Genomic DNA, 17945 nt, shown 5'->3' on the forward strand with positions numbered 1-17945 from the left:
AATGGCCAACATCGACTACACGCTGCTCGGCAACCTGATCGCCGAGCCGTACTTCAAAACCTTCAACTCGGGCAACGCAGTGCTGCGCTTCCGCGTGGCCACCTCGGACGTGAAGAAAGAAAAGAACGACAACGGCGACGACGTCTGGCAGGACTACAACCAGTTCTACGTCGACGTCGAGTGCTGGGGCCAGCTCGCGGTCAACGCTGGCGCGTCGCTGCGCAAGGGCTTCCCGGTGATTGTGATCGGCAAGCTGGTCCACGAGTACTGGGAGGGCAAGGACGACAAGGGCGAGGTGGCCCTGCGCTCCAAGACCACGCTCAAGGCGCGCCACGTCGCGTTCGACCTCGCGCGCTACCAGGTCAACTCGGTGCGCACGTCCGCTTCCGGTAACACGCTCGAAGGCCACGAGATGCCCAAGCCGATGGACGCCAAGGCGCTGAACCGGAAGCTCAACGGCGAGGACGCCGACGACACTGAGCCCAAGGGCGGCTGGGGCAGCTTCGCGGACACACCGGAGGTGGAGGAGCGCCGCGTCAGCGCCGAGGACGTCGACGGGGTCACCCGCACCGACGCAGACACTGACGCCGACACAGACAGAGCAGGGGAGGAGCTCGCCGCCACCGGCGGCGCCCCGTTCTAGTTTTTCGCCGCCTTCGCCCCGCCGCTTCAGGTGCGCCTTGGAAGCGGTGGGGCACGCGTGTGCGTCATGTACCCTAAGTGCGGTATTTACCTCCGCACTAACAAAGGGGATTCGTAGTGGCTGAGTTCATCTACACGATGAAAAATGTCCGCCGAGCCATCGGCGAGAAGGTCATCCTGGACAACGTCACCATGGCGTTTTACCCGGGCGCAAAGATCGGCGTCGTGGGCCCGAACGGCGCCGGTAAGTCGTCGCTGCTGAAGATCATGGCCGGCATCGACCAGCCGAACAACGGCGAGGCGTTCCTCCAGCCGGGCGCGTCTGTGGGCATCCTTTTGCAGGAGCCGCCGCTGAACGAGGAAAAGACCGTGCGCGGCAACGTCGAGGAGGGCCTCGGCGAACTGTTTGAGAAGAAGCAGCGCTTCGAGGAAATCGCCGAGGAGATGGCGACGAACTACTCCGACGAGCTCATGGAAGAAATGGGCAAGCTGCAAGAAGAGCTCGACGCGGCCGACGCGTGGGAGATCGACTCCAAGATCGAGCAGGCCATGGAGGCACTGCGCTGCCCGCCTTCCGACGCACCGGTGACCAACCTGTCCGGTGGCGAGCGCCGTCGAGTAGCACTTGCGAAACTGCTGCTGAGCGAACCGGACCTTTTGCTCCTCGACGAGCCGACCAACCACCTCGACGCCGAAAGCGTGCTGTGGCTGGAGAAGCACCTGCAGACCTACCCGGGTGCCGTGCTGGCGATTACCCACGACCGCTACTTCCTGGACAACGTCGCCGAGTGGATCTGCGAGGTCGACCGCGGCAAGCTCTACCCCTACGAGGGCAACTACTCCACCTACCTGGAGAAGAAGGCCGAGCGTCTCGAAGTCGCCGGCAAGAAGGACCAGAAGCTGCAGAAGCGCCTGAAGAAGGAGCTGGACTGGGTCCGCTCGTCGCCGAAGGCCCGCCAGGCCAAGAACAAGGCCCGTCTGGAGCGCTACGAGGAGATGGCGGCAGAGGCCGAGCAGTACCGAAAGCTCGACTTCGAAGAAATCCAGATCCCCACCCCGCCGCGCCTGGGCAACAAGGTCGTCGAGGTGGAGGACCTGAACAAGGGCTTCGACGGCCGCGTGCTGATCAAGGACCTGTCGTTCACCCTGCCGCGCAACGGCATCGTCGGCGTGATCGGCCCCAACGGTGTGGGTAAGTCCACGCTGTTCAAGACCATCGTGGGCCTGGAGGAGGCCGATTCCGGCTCCGTGGAGGTCGGCGACACCGTCAAGATCTCGTACGTGGACCAGAACCGCGAGAACATCGACCCGGAGCAGACCGTCTGGGAGGTCGTCTCCGACGGCCTGGACTACATCCACGTCGGCCAAAACGAGATGCCGTCGCGCGCCTACCTGTCCGCCTTCGGCTTCAAGGGCCCGGACCAGCAGAAGCCGTCCAAGGTGCTCTCCGGCGGCGAGCGCAACCGCCTGAACCTGGCGCTGACGCTGAAGCAGGGCGGCAACCTGATCCTGCTGGACGAGCCGACCAACGACCTGGACGTCGAAACGCTCGGCTCGCTGGAAAACGCGCTGCAGGCCTTCCCGGGCTGCGCCGTGGTGATCTCGCACGACCGCTGGTTCCTGGACCGCACCTGCACCCACATCCTCGCCTGGGAAGGCAACGTGGAAGAGGGCAAGTGGTTCTGGTTCGAAGGCAACTTCGGCGACTACGAGGCCAACAAGGTCGAGCGCCTCGGCGAGGAAGCCGCCAAGCCGTCGCGCGTCACCCACCGTAAGCTCACCCGCTAGGAGTACCCCATGGCTGAAATCCACGTCCACACCATCCCGGTGCGCTGGAGCGACTTCGACCGCTACGGGCACGTGACCAACTCCGCCTACATCGAGCTCGCCCAGGAGGCGCGCCTGGCGTTCGCGCAGGAGTTCTTCTTCTCCCAGGGCCACGAGTTCGTGGTGTTCGTGCGCCGCCTCGAGGTGGATTACGTCCGCCCGATCCTGCCCAACACCACGGAGGTGACGGTGGAGACGCAGGTGTCCAACGTGGGCAACACGTCGTTCACCACCCGCCAGGAGATCAAGGATGCCCAGGGCAAGGTCTGCTGCGTGATCGAGTGCGTGCAGGTCACGGTGGATACCACCACGACCTCGCCGCGCGAGATCACGCAGAAGGAGATCGGCATCCTCTCACAAACGGCCGGGGCGTAAGTGGTCGAGGTTCGGATTGAGCGCGGCGCGCGCGGGCTCACCGCGCTGTTTTCGCGTGCGCTCGCGCTAGACGCCCAGGCGAGCGCACGCATCCAGGAGGTGGGCGAGGGCCAGCTCGACATCTTCGTCACCACGCCGTTTGACGCCATTGCTTCTCGACGCACCTCCGGCTCCACCACCCACCCCGGCGCCACCGTCAGCGCTCGCGATTTGCTCGACGCGCTGAAGTCCGGGGAGGCCGAGGTAGGCCCCGCCCGCGACGCCGCCTGGCCCGGGGCCCTGCCGCCGGCCAGCGGCTTCGTCGCCCGCGAGGAAGTCCCCATCGGCGTCGCGCGCCGCCTGGCGGACGAGGGCCGCAACCTGGCGCGCCAATTCTCCGGTCCGGCCGGCCCGCCGCGCTCGCTTCTCGACGGGGTAGTGCTCACCGCCGACGCCGACAGCGACAACCCCGTGGAGATCCCCATGCGGATGATCTTCGCCTGCACCTCGCTCGGGCTCATCCCCGGCTTCGAGGCCCCCGCCGAGATCCCGCGCCACCTGCGCGTAGCCACCTCCGGCAGCTGGGTGCGCCTGGACGCGCCGTTCGGCTCCGTCTACCGCAGCACCCGCCCGAATTTGCTGTTTTAGTACGCGCGCGGGCCCTGGTTGATCATCATGTAGGCCACGCGCTGCATGTGGTTCCACATTTGGGCGCGGTAGGCGGGCGGCAGCTCGTCGTCAGTAAATTGCTCCATGGAATTGCCCATGAGCTCCAACCAGCGGTCCGCCTCCGCCTCGCCGATGGCGAAGGGCAAGTGGCGCTTGCGCAGCATCGGGTTGCCGCGTTTTTCCTGGAAGGTGCGCGGGCCGCCCCAGTACTGCACCAAAAACCAGCGCAGGCGGTCCTGCGCGCCGTCCCAATCCTGGTCCGGGTACATCGGGCCGATGAGGTCGTCCTTCTTGACCTGCGTGTAAAAGCCTTCGACGAGGCGGTGGAAGAACGCGTCGCCACCGACGGCGTCGTAAAGCGTCTGCTCCTGCTTAGGACCGATCTCCATTTTGCTCCTTCATCTCTACAAGCACAGAATCCATCGCGGTGAGCACCACATCCTGCTCGTGCAACGCCGCCAGGATGCGGTGGTTCAGGTGGCGGGCCACGCCCCACTGCTCGCCCGGCATCGTGGTCACGGCAAGGCGGAAGGACACGTACGTCGGGTTGAACTCGCTGGGACCCAGCATCGTCGGCGTGCCCATGACCACATCGCGGATCTCCGGGTCCTCGCACGCCGCGACGGCGGTGTCCTCGATGACGCGCGAGACCTTGTCCGGGTTGGCCATGACCGACACCGGGATCTGCAGACGCGCCGTGGAGAAACGCGCAGAGTGGTTGCCCACCTGCTCGATATCGCCGTTGCGGATGTGCCACAGGGCGCCGTCGATGTCGCGCAGCGTAGTGATGCGCAGCGACATCTCCTCCACCTCGCCGACAATGTCGCCGACCTGGATGGTGTCGCCCACGCCGAACTGGTTCTCAATGAGGATGAACATGCCGGAGAAGAAATCCTTCACCAGCGACTGCGCGCCGAAACCGATGGCCACGCCGACTACACCGGCGGACGCGATCAACGGCGCGACGTTCACGCCAAGCTGGTCCAGCACGGCGAGCGCCGCCCACGTCCAAATCACAATCGCGGCGACGGACCGGCCCACGTTGCCCAGCGTCTTCATGCGCTGCTGGCGGCGGGCCTCCTGCGCCCGGTACTGCGGGGTGTCCTCCACGGTGGGGGCGATGAACGGGGTGCGCTCGATGCCGTGACGGGTGGCGCGGTTGATCACCTTGCGCGCCAGCCAGCTCAGCACCAGCGCGACCACGATGATCAGCAGGATCTTCACGGGGCGTTCCACCACGAGTTCGTGGGTGGCTGGGTCGTTCCACCAGTTGGTGACGCCGTCGACGGCCTCGTCGACCTTTTCTGCAGTATCTGTTTGCGCTTTCATCGAGTCACGAGTCTAGTGCATAAAAATGCCCGCGGAATGAACCGCTTGGTCTACTGTCTGTGGGCATGACTGGATTTGCTACCGACGCCATTCACGCCGGCTACGAACCCGACAGCCTGTACGGGCCGATCAACACGCCGATCTACGCGTCCACCACGTTCGCCCAGGACGGGCTGGCGGAGCTGCGCGGCGGCTACGAGTACACCCGCGTGGGCAACCCCACCGTCACCGCGCTGGAAAAGGCCGTCGCGGCGCTGGAGAGCGCCGAGTACGCCGTGGCCTACTCCTCGGGCATGGCGGCTATCGACGTCATCCTGCGCATCCTGCTCAAACCCGGCGACCACATCGTCGTGTCCAACGACGCCTACGGCGGCACCTACCGCCTGATCCAGCAGGTTTTCACGCAGTGGGGCGTGGAAAACACCGTGGTGGACATGACCAACCCGGAAGAGGTCGCCGCGGCCGTCAAGGACAACACCAAGGCCATCTGGGTGGAAACGCCGACGAACCCGATGCTGGACATCGTGGACATCGAAGCCATCGCCGCCGTGAAGAAGCAGGCCGCGCTGGTAGTGGACAACACCTTCGCCTCGCCGTACCTGCAAAAGCCGTTCGAACTCGGCGCGGACGTGGTGGTGCACTCCACGACGAAGTACATCGGCGGCCACTCGGATGTGGTCGGCGGCATCGTCTGCGGCGACGATTCCCGCGTGCCCGGCTTCCACGAGCAGCTGCGCTTCTTCTTCGGCTGGGTCGGCGCGAACCCGTCCCCGTTCGACACGTACCTCACCGGCCGCGGCCTGAAGACGCTTTCCGTGCGCATGGACAAGCACTGCGACAATGCGGAAGCCGTCGCAAAGTTCTTGGATGCCCAGCCCCAGGTCGCGCGCGTGTGCTACCCGGGCCTGGAGACCCACCCGGGCCACGAAACCGCAAGCAAGCAGATGACCCGCTTCGGCGGTATGGTCTCCGTGCTGTTCCAGACCACCGAGCAGGCCAAAACCTTCTGCAAGTCCACCAAGCTGTTCTGCCTGGCGGAGTCCCTAGGCGGCGTGGAGAGCCTGCTCGAGCACCCCGCCACCATGACGCACGTGTCCGTCGCCGGTTCCGCGCTCGAGGTGCCGGGCGAGCTCGTGCGCATCTCGGTGGGCATCGAGGAGGAGGCCGACCTCATCGCCGACCTCGAGCAGGCGCTTACGAAGCTGTAGCGTCGACCTCGCGGTTGCGCACCGCTCGCGCGATGCGGTCCTGCCCCTCGGCGATGACGCGCTTCAGCCCGGCCGGCGCGTCGCCGTTGAGTAGGGCGTTCGCCTTCTCAACCGCGCCGGCGGTGACGTCCCAGCGCGGGTACATGCCCTCGAGGGTGCGCTGCGCCATCTCGTTGGTCAGCCGCTCCCACAGCGCGGGCGCGGCGCGGAAGTACTCGTCGGTCAGCCCCTCGAGCCCGTCGTAGGTGAACGTCAGCCCGTCCATGAGGTAGCGGGCTTCGAGGTTGGTCAGGTCGTCTTCCACAAGCTTCTGCCAAGCCCATCGCTTATCGACGACAGCTCTCGCCCGCAGACGCGAAATCGCGCCCTCCGACGTGTTGTCCTGCTCCTTCTCCGCCGCCTCCAGCGGCAGGGCGCCGGCGGCGATGAGGTTCGTGATGGCCAGCCAGCGCACCTCCTGGTTGTCGGAATGCTGGAGCAGCTCCTTGAAGTAGGCGATCGTCTCCTCGGTCGGCGTCAGGCGGGCCAGTGCGCGGTCGAAGATGGCGGCCGGTTCCGCGCCGCGGAAGGCGGCGTTGAGCAGGTCCATGCCCTCGCCCTCCCAGGCGGGGTCGACGTACTGGCGCACCGCCTGCGTGGCCTGTGCCAGCAGGCGCTCCTGCACGCTCGGGTGGGTTTCGGCGGCGGCGTGGGCGGCGACCAGCTTCACAAACTCGCGGGCGGCCAGCTCGCCGTCGCGCACCGACTCCCACAGCGACGACCAGATCAGGGTGCGCGCCAGGGAATCCTCGATCTCGCCGATGTGCTCCAACGCGAACTTTTGGTGCTCCGGGGTCAGGCGCATCTTGGCGTAGGTCAGATCGTCGTCGTTGACGATCGCCAGGTCGTGCTCGATGCCGGCGAGCTCGGGGATCTCGGTGCGTTCGCCGTCGATGTCGGTCTCGATCTGCTTGACGCGGGTAACGGAGCCGTCGACAAGCTTGTAGAGCCCCACGCGCACACGGTGCGGGCGCGGATCCTCCTGCAGCACCGCGAAGCGCTCGCCGATCTCCGGGCGCAGCGTCGACGGGCCCGTGGTGCGCAGCCACTTTTCGGCCCAGCCCGAAAGGTCGCGGCCCGACGCCTCCTCGAGCGCGCCGAGCAGGTCCGCGAAGGTGGCGTTGGAGTAGGCGTGGTTGTCGAAGTGCTTGCGCACGCCGGCGAAGAACTCCTCGTAGCCCACGTACGCCTGCAGCTGCTTCAGCACCGACGCGCCCTTGGCGTAGGTGATGCCGTCGAAGTTCTGCTCCGCGGTCTCAATGTCCGGGGCGTCCGCGGCGATCGGGTGCGTGGACGGCAGCTGGTCCTGCTGGTACGCCCACGCCTTCTCCACGGACGCGAACGTGGTCCACGCATCCGCGTACTCGCCGATCGCCGTCTGCGCGGTGGCCGCGGACCAGGTGGCGAAGGACTCGTTGAGCCACAAATCGTCCCACCACTGCATCGTGACCAAATCGCCGAACCACATGTGCGCCATCTCGTGCAGGATGGTGTCGTTGCGGCGCTCCAGGCGGTACGGGGTGGGCTCGGAGGTGAAGATGTACTCGTCGCGGTACGTCACACACCCGACGTGCTCCATCGCGCCCATGTTGTACTCCGGGCAGAACACCTGGTCGTATTTGTCGCCGAACGGGTAGGTGCGGCCGAAGTTGGCGTGGTAGAAGTCGAAGCCGTCCTTGGTCTGGCGGAACAGGCGCTCCGCATCCATGTGCGGGATCAGGGACGCGCGGGCGTACAGGCCGAGCTCGATGGTCCTGCCGTCGCCGGCGTCGTAGGTGTCGGAGATGCGCTCGAACTCGCCGGCGCAGATCGCGATGAGGTAGGTCGACAGCGGGTAGTCGATCACCGTGGTCCAGGTGGAGGTGCCGTCGCCGTTGTCGGCGCGTTCAACCGCTTCGTTGAGGATCACCGTGTAGCGCTCCGGCGCCTTCACGCTGACCTTGTAGGTGGCCTTCAGGTCCGGCTGGTCGAAGCCGGCGAACACCTTCATCGCCATCGCCGGCTCGAACTGGGTGTACAGGTAGTCCTTGCCGTCCACAGGGTCGGTGAACTTGTGCAGGCCCTCGCCGGTGCGGTTGTAGGCGTCGTGGGAGGTGACGGTCAGCGTGTGGGCACCGTCGCTAAGCGAAAGCTCCCGGCCCGTCTCATCGCCGTCGAGGGTGGCCTCGAAGCCTGCCGCCACCAGGTCGAAGTGGGTGGTGCCCGCCTTCGAATCGAAATGGACGGTGCTCACCGTGGTGAACTCGTCCGCGTCCGTGATGTCCACGGCGATGTCGTAGCGGACGTTGGAAATCAGTTCAGCGCGCTCCCGCGCGTCCTTGCGAGTCAAATTTGTCTTCATCTGCCCCAACCTACACGCGCTATCGTGGGCGCCATGACGGAACAAGTGAAATTTTGGTTTGACGTATCCTGCCCGTTCGCATGGCAGACCTCCCGCTGGATCAAAGAGGTGGAGAAGGTCCGCGACATCGAGGTCGAGTGGGTGCCCATGTCGCTCGCAGTGCTTAACGACGGCCGCGACATCCCCGAGGACTACGCCGCCATGATGGAGGCGAACTGGGGTCCGGCGCGCGTGTTCGCGAAGGTCAAGGAGGAGCAGTCCGAGAAGGTCGACGAGCTGTACACCACGATGGGCACCATGATCCACGCCGGCGGCGAAGGCGGCAAGAAGGGCGACGGCGCCTACGACGAGATCATCGCGAAGGCGCTGGCGGAGGTGGGCCTGCCGGAAAATTTCGCTGAGGTGGCCAACACGTCCGACTGCGACGACCTGCTGCGCGGATTCCACGCCACCGCCATGGACGCCGTCGGCGACGACGTGGGCACCCCGGTGGTTGCGTTGAACGGCACCGCGTTCTTCGGCCCCGTGATCACCCGCGTGCCGGAAGGCGAAGAGGCGGGCAAGCTGTTCGACCACGCCGTCGGCCTGGCCGAGTTCCCGTACTTCTTCGAACTCAAGCGCACCCGCACGGAGATGCCCCAGGTACGCTAAACGCCATGCGTATTTACCTTGGAGCAGACCACGCCGGATTCGAGCGCAAGAACCAGATCAAGGCCCACCTTGAGGCCCAGGGCCACGAGGTGACCGACTGCGGCGCCCACGAGTACGACGCCTTGGACGACTACCCGGCGTTCTGCATCGCCGCCGCTGAGGCCGTGGTGGCGGACCCGGGTGCGCTGGGCATCGTGCTCGGCGGCTCCGGCAACGGCGAGCAGATCGCCGCGAACAAGGTCAAGGGCGCGCGCTGCGCCCTGGCGTGGTCGGAAGAGACCGCGAAGCTCGCCCGCGAGCACAACAACGCACAGCTCATCGGCATCGGCGGCCGCATGCACACCGAGGAAGAGGCACTCGCAATTGTCGACGCCTTCGTGTCCCAGCCGTGGAGCGAAGAGGAACGCCACCAGCGCCGCATCGACATCCTCGCCGAGTACGAGCGCACCGGCGTCGCGCCCGAGCTGCCGTAGGCCGCGTCACCAGCCCGCGAAGTAGCGCTCCAGCTGCAGCGGGCCGGCCACCGGGGTCAGCCCGATGTCTTCGGGGTTCGCGGTGACCGACTCCATCTCGAGTGCTGCGGCGCGCTTGGTGCGCACCACGGTGCCGTCGGGGGAGAGGACGTACTCCACGGCCAAAAGCGCGGCCATATCCTGCGGCGCCCAGCCCGCGCCGACGGCGATGCTCACCCGCGCGTCGATTTCCGCCGTGCCCACCCGCGGGTCGTGCGCGAACAGCGCCGGCACCTCCGCGACGCGCACGTACGCGCCGACCTTCAGCCACTCCGCGATGACGAAGTCGCGCACCCCCTCGCCGTCGAGCTCCGGGACCTCCACCTGCATGTCGAAGGTGTCGAAGATGACCCCGTCCGGCCGCGCCAGCGGGTGCGTCACGCGCCGGGCCAGGGCGAGCGATTCGGCGTTCTTGACGGCGGTGGCGGTAGCGGGGTCGTCGTAACGCTGCCCGAAGTCCTCCTCCGCGTGGTGCGCGACGGCCGCCGGCTCGTGCACGAAGCTCGCACCGGCGTTCCAGGCGCGGAAGCCGAACTCCCAGTCCTCGCCGCCGTAGCCGACGAGCGTGCCGTCGAAGCCGCCGACCTCGTCGAAGAACTCGCGCGAGCACGTCAGCACCGCCGAGATGATGTAGCGCCATGAGCTGTGGTCGGCGTTGCGGAGGTTGGCGGTGGCGGACCAGGCGTCGATAAGCCATTGCGGCTCTTTGTCCTCGGCGCCGGTGCGGCGCGCGCCGACGACTACCGCCCGCGCGTCCCCCACGACGTGCGGCACGACCGCGGAGAGGTAGCCGGGCTCGGGCACGGTGTCGGCGTCGAGAAACGCCAGCACCTCGCCGCGCGCCGCATCCGCGCCGAGGTTGCGCGCCGCGGCCGCGCGGAAGCCCTTGTCCTCCTGCCGCACCACGCGCACGCCGTCGACCGCGGGCGGTTCGGCGGAGCCGTCGTCGGCGACGATGATCTCCACCTCGCCCGCGTAGTCCTGCGCGCGCACCGCCGCGACGACCCGCTCGAGCGCTTCCGCGTCGTTGTAGTGCGGGATGACCAAGCTCACAAAAGGCCAGCTAAACGCCATGTTTCCTCCCACAATTCGGCGACTTCGGCCCAGCCGTAGCGCGGCGGGTCCATCTGCTTGGGCACATGCTTATCGACGGCCTCCCGCCACCCGCCGTCAGCCACCAACGTCACGCGCCCGGGCAGCCACGCGTCGATCTCGCGGGCGTAGGCGGAGTCGCGCACCAGCACGGTGCGGCCCGCGCCCAGCCAGGCCATCAGCGAGCCGGAGGCGGAAAAGTGGCGGTGCGGGCACACCGGTACGGCGATGCGGCCCATCTCGGCGGCGAGTTGGGCGTCGGAAAGCCAGCCCGTGATCTCGGCGTCGAGGTTTTCGGCCCATGTTTCGTGGCCGTGTGAGACCGCGCCGAGGAAGCGCAGGCGGCGGTCCGGCAGTGCTGCGATGAGGTCCTCGTGGCCCTTGCCGGGGTAGAGGAACCCCAGCACGCCGACGCTGCCCGGCTCGGGGTTGAAAGGGGAGTCGATGACCGGGATGGGCAGGCGGATCACGGTTGTTGCGGCGTCGAAGAAGGACGCCTCGTGGTCGGAGTTGACCACCGCGGCGTCCGCCCTTTCGACCAGCTCGCGGTAGACGCGTGCGCGGCGGGCGTAGCGCTCGGCGCCTTCCTCGGGCTGGGGGATGTCGTGCAGGCTCACGGACAGCGGGCCGTCGATGCGCGCCAAAAGGCGCTCGGCCGTGTCGCCGAAAAGGTGGTCGGTGAAGGTGACGTGGACGGGGCCGGCGAGCGGGGTATCGCCGAACGTCTCCTCCCGTATGACCTCGGCGCCCGTGGCGCGGGCGAGCCCGAGGGCGTACTCGGTCACCCCATGGCCCGCGGGGCCGACGATGAGATGTTTCATTGCACCAACCCTAGATTCGCCAAGCGCTCCGCGTGGCGCTGCAACCCGTGGGCGACCAGCGCCGGGCGCTCACGGTAGAACTCCAGTTGCGCGGCGCGGATCTCGTCGGCGTCGATGGCCCCGGCGCCGCGCTCGCGCCACTCATCGCGGCCCGAAACTGACACGCCGAGGGCGTCGGCGGCCGCGGCGTCGATGGGTGCGTCCAGCCCGCCGAGCATTTCGTAGTCGGGGGCGGTCGGGGCGTCGGAAAGCCCCAGCTCCTCCAGCACCCGCGATGCCATGAACGCAAGGGTGGCGTTGTCGGGGTGGTTGACGGTGTGCCACACCGGGTTTGTCTCCAGGTAGTCCGAGACGACAACCGCGCCGTGGGCGCGCTCGCGCACCCGCATCTGCTCGACGGACATCGCGGCTGCGCGGCGCAACGCATCCGGCGGAGGCGGCGCGGCCGGGGCATACCCCGCGGCCACGGCCAAGGTGCGCAGGTCGTGGTACGGCACCACCGGCGGGTTCAACGACGGGTCATCCGGGTCGCGGATGATGGCCTGGTGGGGCATGAGCCCGTCGAAACGCAGCACCGGCACGACCACGCGCCGCGCCGACGTACGAAGTTGCCGGGTGCCCACGGGCAGGCCGCGGTAGTTGTCGCGGATCGGCTGGGTCACCAGCACGTCGGCGCGGGCCACGAGGTCCAAAAACCACCCCATGTCCGCCGCTTCAAGCTCGTGGACAGGGGCGATGCGCTCGCCGGTGAAGTGCCCGGTGGACATCAAAAGCTTTCGGGTGGACTCCGCTTGGCAGTTACCGACGACAACAAGCAGCATGCCAACACAGTATGCGAAAACGTTTATATTAGTGGGGTGCGCGTTCTGTCTATCCCCTCCGGCCACCCGTACACGCAGGCTATCCGCCCTGCTGGCGTGGAGTTCTTGCCGGACCCGGACATCGGCGGCAACTGGTGGCCGCACCCCGCCCTCAACGCCGAGTTTTGGCGCGACCCGCCCGCCGTGGACCTCGTGCACATCCACTTCGGCTTCGAGCACCGCTCGCCCGCGCAGATCGCGGAGCTTTGCCGCGCGCTGCCGGTGCCGCTGGTGCTCACCGTCCACGACCTGGACAACCCGCACCTCGTCGACCAGACCGAGCACCACGAGCGCTTGCAATTGCTTATCGACGAAGCATCCGCCCTGATCACCCTCACCGACCAAGCCGCCGAGATTCTTACCCGCGACTTCGGCGCGACGGACGTGCGGGTGGTGCCGCACCCGCGGATTGTGGAGGAACCGGTGGCGGTAGAACGGGGGGATCGCGCGGCGGTGTTTCTGAAGTCGGTGCGCTCGAACGTGGTCGCGGACGCGCAGTTCTACCGCGATATCGCGGCGCGGGTGCCGTTGGATGTGTATGTGCATGGGGGAGCGGAGCTTGCGTCGATAGGCACTGTGGTGCACGAGCCCATGACTGACGACGAGCTGCACGCAGCCGTCGGCCGTGCCGGGGTGTGCATTTTGCCGTACACGCGCGGGACGCACTCGGGGTGGCTGGAAATGTGCCGCGACCTGGGCGTGCCAGTGGCGGTGCCGGACTGCGGCTGCTATGCCGGGCAAGCAGACACCCCAGACGCGGTGGAGGTGTACCGGACCGGCGACGGGCGCTCGGCCGGTGAGGCGGCGGCGCGGCTGCTTGCGCGCGGACCGGTGCCGTATGCCGGCGACAGGGCGAAGCAGCTGGACGAGGTGCGCTGGGCGCACGAGGAGATCTACAGGAAAGTGGTGAGCGAGTGACCGTTGCCGCGAAACCCGCGCCGCGCGCCCCGCGCACCGGCAAGCTCCGCATCGCGCTGGTCGGGCCCGCGCGCTACCCGGTGCGTGAGCCGTACGCCGGCGGGCTGGAGGCGTTCTGCCACACCATGGTGGCCGCGCTGCGCGAGCTCGGTCACGACGTGGACTTCTTCGCCGCCGAAGGCTCCGACGGCAACGACAAAACACTCGAACTGCCCGGGGTGGACTGGGGCTCCCACGCCGCCGAGGCCACCGACACCACCTACCCGGAAGGCGGGCGCGAGCGGGAAAACGCCGCGTTTGTGCAGCTGCGCCGCCTGCTGGTCGCCCGCGGCTACGACGTGGTGCACAACAACAGCCTCAACCCGTACATCTTTCCCTCGGCCGCGTCGCCGGAGCCGCTGCCGATGCTGACCACGCTGCACACGCCGATGGTCGAGGAGATCCAGGCCGCCATCACGGCCGCCGGCCTGCGCGCCGGGCGTTTCGCCGCCGTCAGCCGCACCACCGCGCGCGACTGGCGCCTGCCCAGTGAGCCGGTGATCATCCCCAACGGCGTCAACGTGGACCTCTGGCGCCCGGGCAGCGGCGGCGGGACCGCGGTGTGGTTTGGCCGCCTCGTGCCGGAAAAGGGCGCGCATTTGGCTATCGACGCCTGCCGCACCGCCGGCATCCCCCTCGTCCTGGCAGGTCGCAACGGCGACCACCACTACTTCCGCGACGAAATCGAGCCGCGGCTCGGGCACGACGCGCAGTGGATCGGCGAGCTCTCCCACGCCGAGCTGCGGCGCCTGGTCGCCGGGTGCGGCGTCGCGGTGGTCAGCCCGCGGTGGGAGGAACCGTTCGGCCTCGTCGCGTTCGAGGCGATGGCGTGCGGAACCCCCGTTGCGGCGTTTCGCCGCGGCGGCATGGGCGAGCTGCTTCGCGACGCCCCCGCCGCCCTCGCCCCCGCCGACGACGTCGACGCGCTCGCCGCCGCGATCACCCAGGCGCGGGGGATTGAGAGGGACGTGGTGCGCCGTTGGGTCGTCGAGAGGCATTCGCTTTCCCAAACCGCGAAGCATTACACCGACATCTTCCGCCAGGTGGCGGCGTTTGGAAAGGTAGGACAATGATCGGGATCTACGCCCACCACCACGGCTCCGGGCACCTGCACCGCTGCCGCGCCATCCAGCGCGAACTGCGCGCGATGGGCCGCGAGGCGCAGATTTTGTCCACGACGGGCGGGGACGTTGCGCTTCTCGACGACGCCAGCGCCGGCCCACGCGAACTGCGCAGCGGGCGCGCGATGACCGCCGGGGGCACGTTGCACTACGCGCCGTACGGGGCGCCGCAGATCGCATCAAGGTTCGCGCAGATCGCCGACTGGGTGGCCGAGAACCAGCCGGAGGCGTTCTACGTGGACGTGTCCAACGAGGTCGCCGCGTTCGTGCGGCTGATGGGTATCCCGGTGGTGGTGCACGCGATGCCCGGCTACCGCGGCGACGCCCCGCACCAGCTCGCCTATTCGCAGGCCGACGCGATCGTCGCGGCGTGGCCGGACTGGGTCGAGGTGCCCGATCACCTGCGCGCGCACGCCGACCGTCTGCACGCTGTCGGCGGGATCTCGCGGCTGACCCCGCGCGAGGGTGTCGAGCGCGACCCGAACCACGTGGTGGTGATGGCGGGCCTGGGCGGTTCGACGTGGTCGCCTGCCGACTGGGAAGCGGTGCAGGCCGCCTGCCCCGAGTACCGTTTCACGTTTTTGGGCGGCGACAACCACGTCGACGACCCGACGGAGCTGCTGCAGTCCGCGGGCATCGCCGTCACCGCCGGCGGGCAGAACTCCGTGGCGGACCTCGCCGCCACTTACACCCCGGCGGTGATCCTGCCGCAGCCGCGCCCCTTCACCGAGCAAAAGGCGGGCGCGAAAGCGCTCGAAAGCTTGGCGACGGTACGAAACGCCTTCCCCGCCCCCGAAGAATGGCCCGAACTGCTGCGCCGCCGCGACACCGACTGGGCCCGCTGGCAGACAGACGGCGCGGCGCGCCGGGCCGCCGAAGTCATCGCTGGTGTGGCGGAGAACCCCGGCCAGCCCGCGACCTGCGTGATCACGCTCGCCGACGTCAACCGGCGCGACCACCTGACTCACCAGGTCAACCTCATGCCGATGGGCGTCGACCACGTCACCGTCGCACTGAATGATGTGGACGAGTTGGCCAAAGCGGTGCCGAAAAGCTGCGTGGTTCCAGGACCGCGCAACCTCGCCGCCGCCCGCAACCTGGGCGCGAAGGTGGCCATCGAACGCGGCGCCGAGGTGCTCGTGTTCCTGGACGCGGACTGCCTCGCATCCGACGCGCTGGTCCCGCGCTACGTCGCGGCGTTGCGTGAGCGCCCCTTTGCTGTCGCCGCCGGCCCGGTGACCTACATGGACGAGGGCCAAATCCGCGTCACCGACCCCAACCCGCACCCCGCCCGCCCCAACCCCGCCGACGGCGAGGTCGTCGACGCCGACAACTACAACCTGTTCTGGTCCCTATCCTTCGCCCTGACCGCGAAGACGTGGGCGCGCATCGAGCGCGACTTCGGCGGCTTCGACGCCGGCTTTGAGGGTTACGGCGGGGAAGACACCGACTTCGCCCGCGAACTTCAGCGCCACCGCATCCCGCTCGTCTGGGTCGGCGGGGCGCATGCCTACCACCAGTGGCACCCCGTGTCCTCGCCGCCGTGGGAACACATCGAGGACATCGTCGCCAACGCCAACCGATTCCACGACAAATGGGGGACCTTCCCCATGGAAGGTTGGTTGGAGGCGTTCGAGGCCGAAGGTGCCGTCGAGAAGCAAGATGCCCCGAAGCGCTATATCCTGCGGAACCATGAACTTCACCATCCACGAGGGAAGCACTGACTGCCCGGTGATCGTGCACGTGCCGCACGCGTCGCGCGAGATCCCGGCCGAGGTTGCCGCTGATTTCATCGCCACCGACGACCAGATTGCGCGCGAGCTCGACCGCGTCACCGACGACCACACCGACACCCTCGCCGCGGCCGCCGCCGAGCAGTCCGGGTGCGCGCCGTGGATGATCGTGAACAACCTCTCGCGCCTGGTCGCGGACCCGGGGCGGTTCTCCAACGAACGCGAATCCATGGACTCGACCGGGCGCGGCGCCATCTTCCTCAAGCTTGGCGACGGCAACCCGCTGCGGCCTTTGGACATGGACGTCGCAGACCTGAAAGCCGAGTACTACTTCCCGTACGCCGACGCCGTATCGAAGCTGGTCTCTGGCCGCATCCAGGACTGCGGCTGCGCCGTGATCGTGGACGTGCACTCGTACAACAACCAGCCCGACGAGTACCGCATCCACCCCGGCAAACTCCTGCCGGACGTGTGCATCGGCACCCACTCCGTGCACACACCCGCCGTGCTTGCCGACGAAGCCGCCCGCACCTTCACCGCCGCCGGCTTCAACGTCGAACGCAACACCCCGTTCGCCGGGGCGTACGTGCCGGTGGACTACGACAAAAACACCTCCGTTTTGGCCGTGATGTTCGAGGTGCGCAAAGACCTGCTGGAAAACGACGAGTCGCGCGTGCGCGTCGAAGCCGCGCTGGCCGAGGTGATCTGCAAGGCCGTGGAGATTTCCCGCACCGACATGGGCCGCCCGCTGTAGTGGTTGCACGTCCACTCGCCCGCGCGCGGCTGGCGGCGCAGGGACTAGTCGGCCAACGGTGGGCCACGCCCGCCGAAACCGTCGGAGCGTTCGGGCTCATGCAAGGCCAGGAGCTGTCCGTGTTCTCCTCGGTGGCACTGCGCATCGGCGGCGACATGGATGCGGTACGCGCCAGCCTCGACGCCGGCGAAATCGTCCGCGCCTACCCCATGCGCGGCACCGTTTTCCTCGGTTTGGCAAGTGAGATGCGCTGGATGACCGAGCTGTTGGCCAAACCCGGCCCGGAGAGCGTCGCGGCTAACGCGGCCAAGGCGGGGGTGTCACGCGCGGCGCTGGAACGGATCGGTGACACGGTGCGGGAGCGCGGCCCGGTGGACAACGCGGATTTCAAACGCATCGTGTTTCAGGTAGCCCCGGAGGCGGCGACAGCGGCGGTGTACCGCGCGCGGCAGTACCTCTTGACGACGGGGGATTTCGGGTACGTGGGGTCGTCGCAACGCATTGGCGTCGCACCTGACGCGCCCGGGCTCGAGGAGGCGTTCAACGGCGACCGGCAGGTGGCTGTCGATGAGGTGGTGCGCCGCTACGTCGACACGCATGGGCCCGTTACTGAGGCGGATATGCGGTGGTGGTCGAAGCTGCCCGCGCGTGAGGTCCGTGCCGCTTTTTCGCATTTGCCTATCGACGACCTCACGGCCACCCCGTCATCCGCCCCCTTCAGACGGCCGCTGCTGCTGCCCGCCTTCGACGAGTTCATCCTCGGCTACAAGGACCGCATGTTCACCATGACCGACGCAACGCACGCCCACGTCGTCCCGGGAAACATGGGTGTGTTCCGCAAAACGGTGGTGGTGGACGGGGTCGTGCGCGCCACCTGGTCCGGTGCCGGCGGGCGGCTGAAGGTCACGGAAGTGGCCGACGGTGTGGGCAACGCCGGTGGTTCTGGCGTGCCCAAGTACGCGCTGCCCGGTATCAAGCGCGCGTTTCAGGCGTACCCGTTCTGGTAGCGTTTCCGGGCATGCCGATGTGCCCGCC

The 17945-nt window shown here is 67.8% G+C and carries 18 protein-coding genes; 12 read left to right on the forward strand and 6 right to left on the reverse strand.

Annotation, left to right across the window (positions count from 1 at the left end):
* The first annotated feature begins 1 nt into the window (after position 1).
* The 4 genes from MHX64_RS09120 (at position 2) to MHX64_RS09135 (ending at position 3471) form a co-directional block, all read left to right on the forward strand.
* Positions 2-643: a single-stranded DNA-binding protein gene (locus MHX64_RS09120; protein WP_239356630.1), complete on the forward strand. Its 642-nt coding sequence runs from the start codon at positions 2-4 to the stop codon at positions 641-643.
* A gap of 116 nt (positions 644-759) precedes the next feature.
* Positions 760-2430 carry an energy-dependent translational throttle protein EttA gene (gene ettA, locus MHX64_RS09125; RefSeq protein ID WP_070844710.1) on the forward strand — a complete coding sequence of 557 codons (1671 nt, stop codon included), beginning with the start codon at positions 760-762 and terminating at the stop codon, positions 2428-2430.
* A 9-nt stretch (positions 2431-2439) separates the two neighbouring features.
* Complete coding sequence (locus MHX64_RS09130) at positions 2440-2844, forward strand: acyl-CoA thioesterase (protein WP_239356629.1); 405 nt, start codon at positions 2440-2442, stop codon at positions 2842-2844.
* Positions 2845-3471, forward strand: a complete 627-nt coding sequence (locus MHX64_RS09135) for a hypothetical protein (RefSeq protein ID WP_239356628.1) — start codon at positions 2845-2847, stop codon at positions 3469-3471.
* Here MHX64_RS09135 and MHX64_RS09140 read toward each other — a convergent pair.
* The gene (locus tag MHX64_RS09140) at positions 3468-3881 is read right to left on the reverse strand and encodes a globin (protein ID WP_181888961.1); all 414 of its coding nucleotides are present in this window, start codon (positions 3879-3881) and stop codon (positions 3468-3470) included. The two genes, MHX64_RS09135 and MHX64_RS09140, sit on opposite strands and share 4 nt — an antisense overlap.
* Positions 3865-4821, reverse strand: a complete 957-nt coding sequence (locus tag MHX64_RS09145) for a mechanosensitive ion channel family protein (protein ID WP_239356627.1) — start codon at positions 4819-4821, stop codon at positions 3865-3867. Before MHX64_RS09145 ends, MHX64_RS09140 begins: the two co-directional genes overlap by 17 nt.
* Before the next feature lie 65 nt (positions 4822-4886).
* Between MHX64_RS09145 and MHX64_RS09150 the strand changes: the two genes are divergently transcribed.
* Positions 4887-6029, forward strand: a complete 1143-nt coding sequence (locus MHX64_RS09150; RefSeq protein ID WP_239356626.1) for a cystathionine gamma-synthase — start codon at positions 4887-4889, stop codon at positions 6027-6029.
* On the opposite strand, the gene pepN is transcribed toward MHX64_RS09150, so the two are convergent.
* Positions 6016-8409 (reverse strand): aminopeptidase N, encoded by a 2394-nt coding sequence (pepN, locus tag MHX64_RS09155; RefSeq protein ID WP_239356625.1) that lies wholly within the window; start codon positions 8407-8409, stop codon positions 6016-6018. The two genes, MHX64_RS09150 and pepN, sit on opposite strands and share 14 nt — an antisense overlap.
* Before the next feature lie 33 nt (positions 8410-8442).
* Here pepN and MHX64_RS09160 point away from each other — a divergent pair, with 33 nt between their 5' ends.
* Both MHX64_RS09160 and MHX64_RS09165 read left to right on the forward strand, forming a co-directional pair.
* Complete coding sequence (locus tag MHX64_RS09160) at positions 8443-9060, forward strand: DsbA family protein (protein ID WP_239356624.1); 618 nt, start codon at positions 8443-8445, stop codon at positions 9058-9060.
* A 5-nt stretch (positions 9061-9065) separates the two neighbouring features.
* The gene (locus MHX64_RS09165) at positions 9066-9533 is read left to right on the forward strand and encodes a ribose-5-phosphate isomerase (RefSeq protein ID WP_181888956.1); all 468 of its coding nucleotides are present in this window, start codon (positions 9066-9068) and stop codon (positions 9531-9533) included.
* Positions 9534-9539: 6 nt separating this feature from the next.
* On the opposite strand, the gene MHX64_RS09170 is transcribed toward MHX64_RS09165, so the two are convergent.
* The 3 genes from MHX64_RS09170 to MHX64_RS09180 are packed head-to-tail and all read right to left on the reverse strand — an operon-like array spanning position 9540 to position 12306.
* Positions 9540-10625, reverse strand: coding sequence for a glycosyltransferase (locus MHX64_RS09170; RefSeq protein WP_239406330.1), 1086 nt, complete (start codon positions 10623-10625; stop codon positions 9540-9542).
* On the reverse strand, positions 10622-11485 hold the full coding sequence (locus MHX64_RS09175; RefSeq protein WP_239356621.1) for a glycosyltransferase family 1 protein: 864 nt from the start codon (positions 11483-11485) through the stop codon (positions 10622-10624). The genes MHX64_RS09170 and MHX64_RS09175 overlap by 4 nt, the downstream gene beginning before the upstream one ends.
* Entirely contained in the window at positions 11482-12306 is an 825-nt protein-coding gene (locus tag MHX64_RS09180; RefSeq protein ID WP_181888953.1) for a WcbI family polysaccharide biosynthesis putative acetyltransferase, read from the reverse strand. The genes MHX64_RS09175 and MHX64_RS09180 overlap by 4 nt, the downstream gene beginning before the upstream one ends.
* A 36-nt stretch (positions 12307-12342) precedes the next feature.
* Between MHX64_RS09180 and MHX64_RS09185 the strand changes: the two genes are divergently transcribed.
* From MHX64_RS09185 to MHX64_RS09205, 5 genes are read left to right on the forward strand one after another with little or no spacing between them, the layout of a single operon-like run.
* Positions 12343-13263: a glycosyltransferase family 4 protein gene (locus MHX64_RS09185; protein ID WP_239356619.1), complete on the forward strand. Its 921-nt coding sequence runs from the start codon at positions 12343-12345 to the stop codon at positions 13261-13263.
* On the forward strand, positions 13260-14375 hold the full coding sequence (locus tag MHX64_RS09190) for a glycosyltransferase (RefSeq protein WP_239356617.1): 1116 nt from the start codon (positions 13260-13262) through the stop codon (positions 14373-14375). Before MHX64_RS09185 ends, MHX64_RS09190 begins: the two co-directional genes overlap by 4 nt.
* The gene (locus MHX64_RS09195) at positions 14372-16147 is read left to right on the forward strand and encodes a glycosyltransferase (protein WP_239356616.1); all 1776 of its coding nucleotides are present in this window, start codon (positions 14372-14374) and stop codon (positions 16145-16147) included. The genes MHX64_RS09190 and MHX64_RS09195 overlap by 4 nt, the downstream gene beginning before the upstream one ends.
* The gene (locus MHX64_RS09200; protein ID WP_181888951.1) at positions 16116-16910 is read left to right on the forward strand and encodes an N-formylglutamate amidohydrolase; all 795 of its coding nucleotides are present in this window, start codon (positions 16116-16118) and stop codon (positions 16908-16910) included. Before MHX64_RS09195 ends, MHX64_RS09200 begins: the two co-directional genes overlap by 32 nt.
* On the forward strand, positions 16910-17917 hold the full coding sequence (locus tag MHX64_RS09205) for a DNA glycosylase AlkZ-like family protein (RefSeq protein WP_239356615.1): 1008 nt from the start codon (positions 16910-16912) through the stop codon (positions 17915-17917). Before MHX64_RS09200 ends, MHX64_RS09205 begins: the two co-directional genes overlap by 1 nt.
* The last annotated feature ends 28 nt before the right edge of the window (positions 17918-17945 follow it).

Origin of the sequence: Corynebacterium sp. ACRPZ, assembly GCF_022346205.1 — a bacterium.
Lineage (GTDB): Bacteria > Actinomycetota > Actinomycetes > Mycobacteriales > Mycobacteriaceae > Corynebacterium > Corynebacterium lehmanniae.

Excerpts from the sequence above, each read along its gene's own strand:
- MHX64_RS09120 (WP_239356630.1), top strand. The coding sequence starts at position 2 with ATGGCCAACATCGACTACACGCTGCTCGGCAACCTGATCGCCGAGCCG.
- MHX64_RS09130 (WP_239356629.1), top strand. The coding sequence starts at position 2,440 with ATGGCTGAAATCCACGTCCACACCATCCCGGTGCGCTGGAGCGACTTC.
- MHX64_RS09140 (WP_181888961.1), bottom strand. The coding sequence starts at position 3,881 with ATGGAGATCGGTCCTAAGCAGGAGCAGACGCTTTACGACGCCGTCGGT.
- MHX64_RS09145 (WP_239356627.1), bottom strand. The coding sequence starts at position 4,821 with ATGAAAGCGCAAACAGATACTGCAGAAAAGGTCGACGAGGCCGTCGAC.
- MHX64_RS09150 (WP_239356626.1), top strand. The coding sequence starts at position 4,887 with ATGACTGGATTTGCTACCGACGCCATTCACGCCGGCTACGAACCCGAC.
- pepN (WP_239356625.1), bottom strand. The coding sequence starts at position 8,409 with ATGAAGACAAATTTGACTCGCAAGGACGCGCGGGAGCGCGCTGAACTG.
- MHX64_RS09160 (WP_239356624.1), top strand. The coding sequence starts at position 8,443 with ATGACGGAACAAGTGAAATTTTGGTTTGACGTATCCTGCCCGTTCGCA.
- MHX64_RS09165 (WP_181888956.1), top strand. The coding sequence starts at position 9,066 with ATGCGTATTTACCTTGGAGCAGACCACGCCGGATTCGAGCGCAAGAAC.
- MHX64_RS09175 (WP_239356621.1), bottom strand. The coding sequence starts at position 11,485 with ATGAAACATCTCATCGTCGGCCCCGCGGGCCATGGGGTGACCGAGTAC.
- MHX64_RS09180 (WP_181888953.1), bottom strand. The coding sequence starts at position 12,306 with ATGCTGCTTGTTGTCGTCGGTAACTGCCAAGCGGAGTCCACCCGAAAG.
- MHX64_RS09195 (WP_239356616.1), top strand. The coding sequence starts at position 14,372 with ATGATCGGGATCTACGCCCACCACCACGGCTCCGGGCACCTGCACCGC.
- MHX64_RS09200 (WP_181888951.1), top strand. The coding sequence starts at position 16,116 with ATGAACTTCACCATCCACGAGGGAAGCACTGACTGCCCGGTGATCGTG.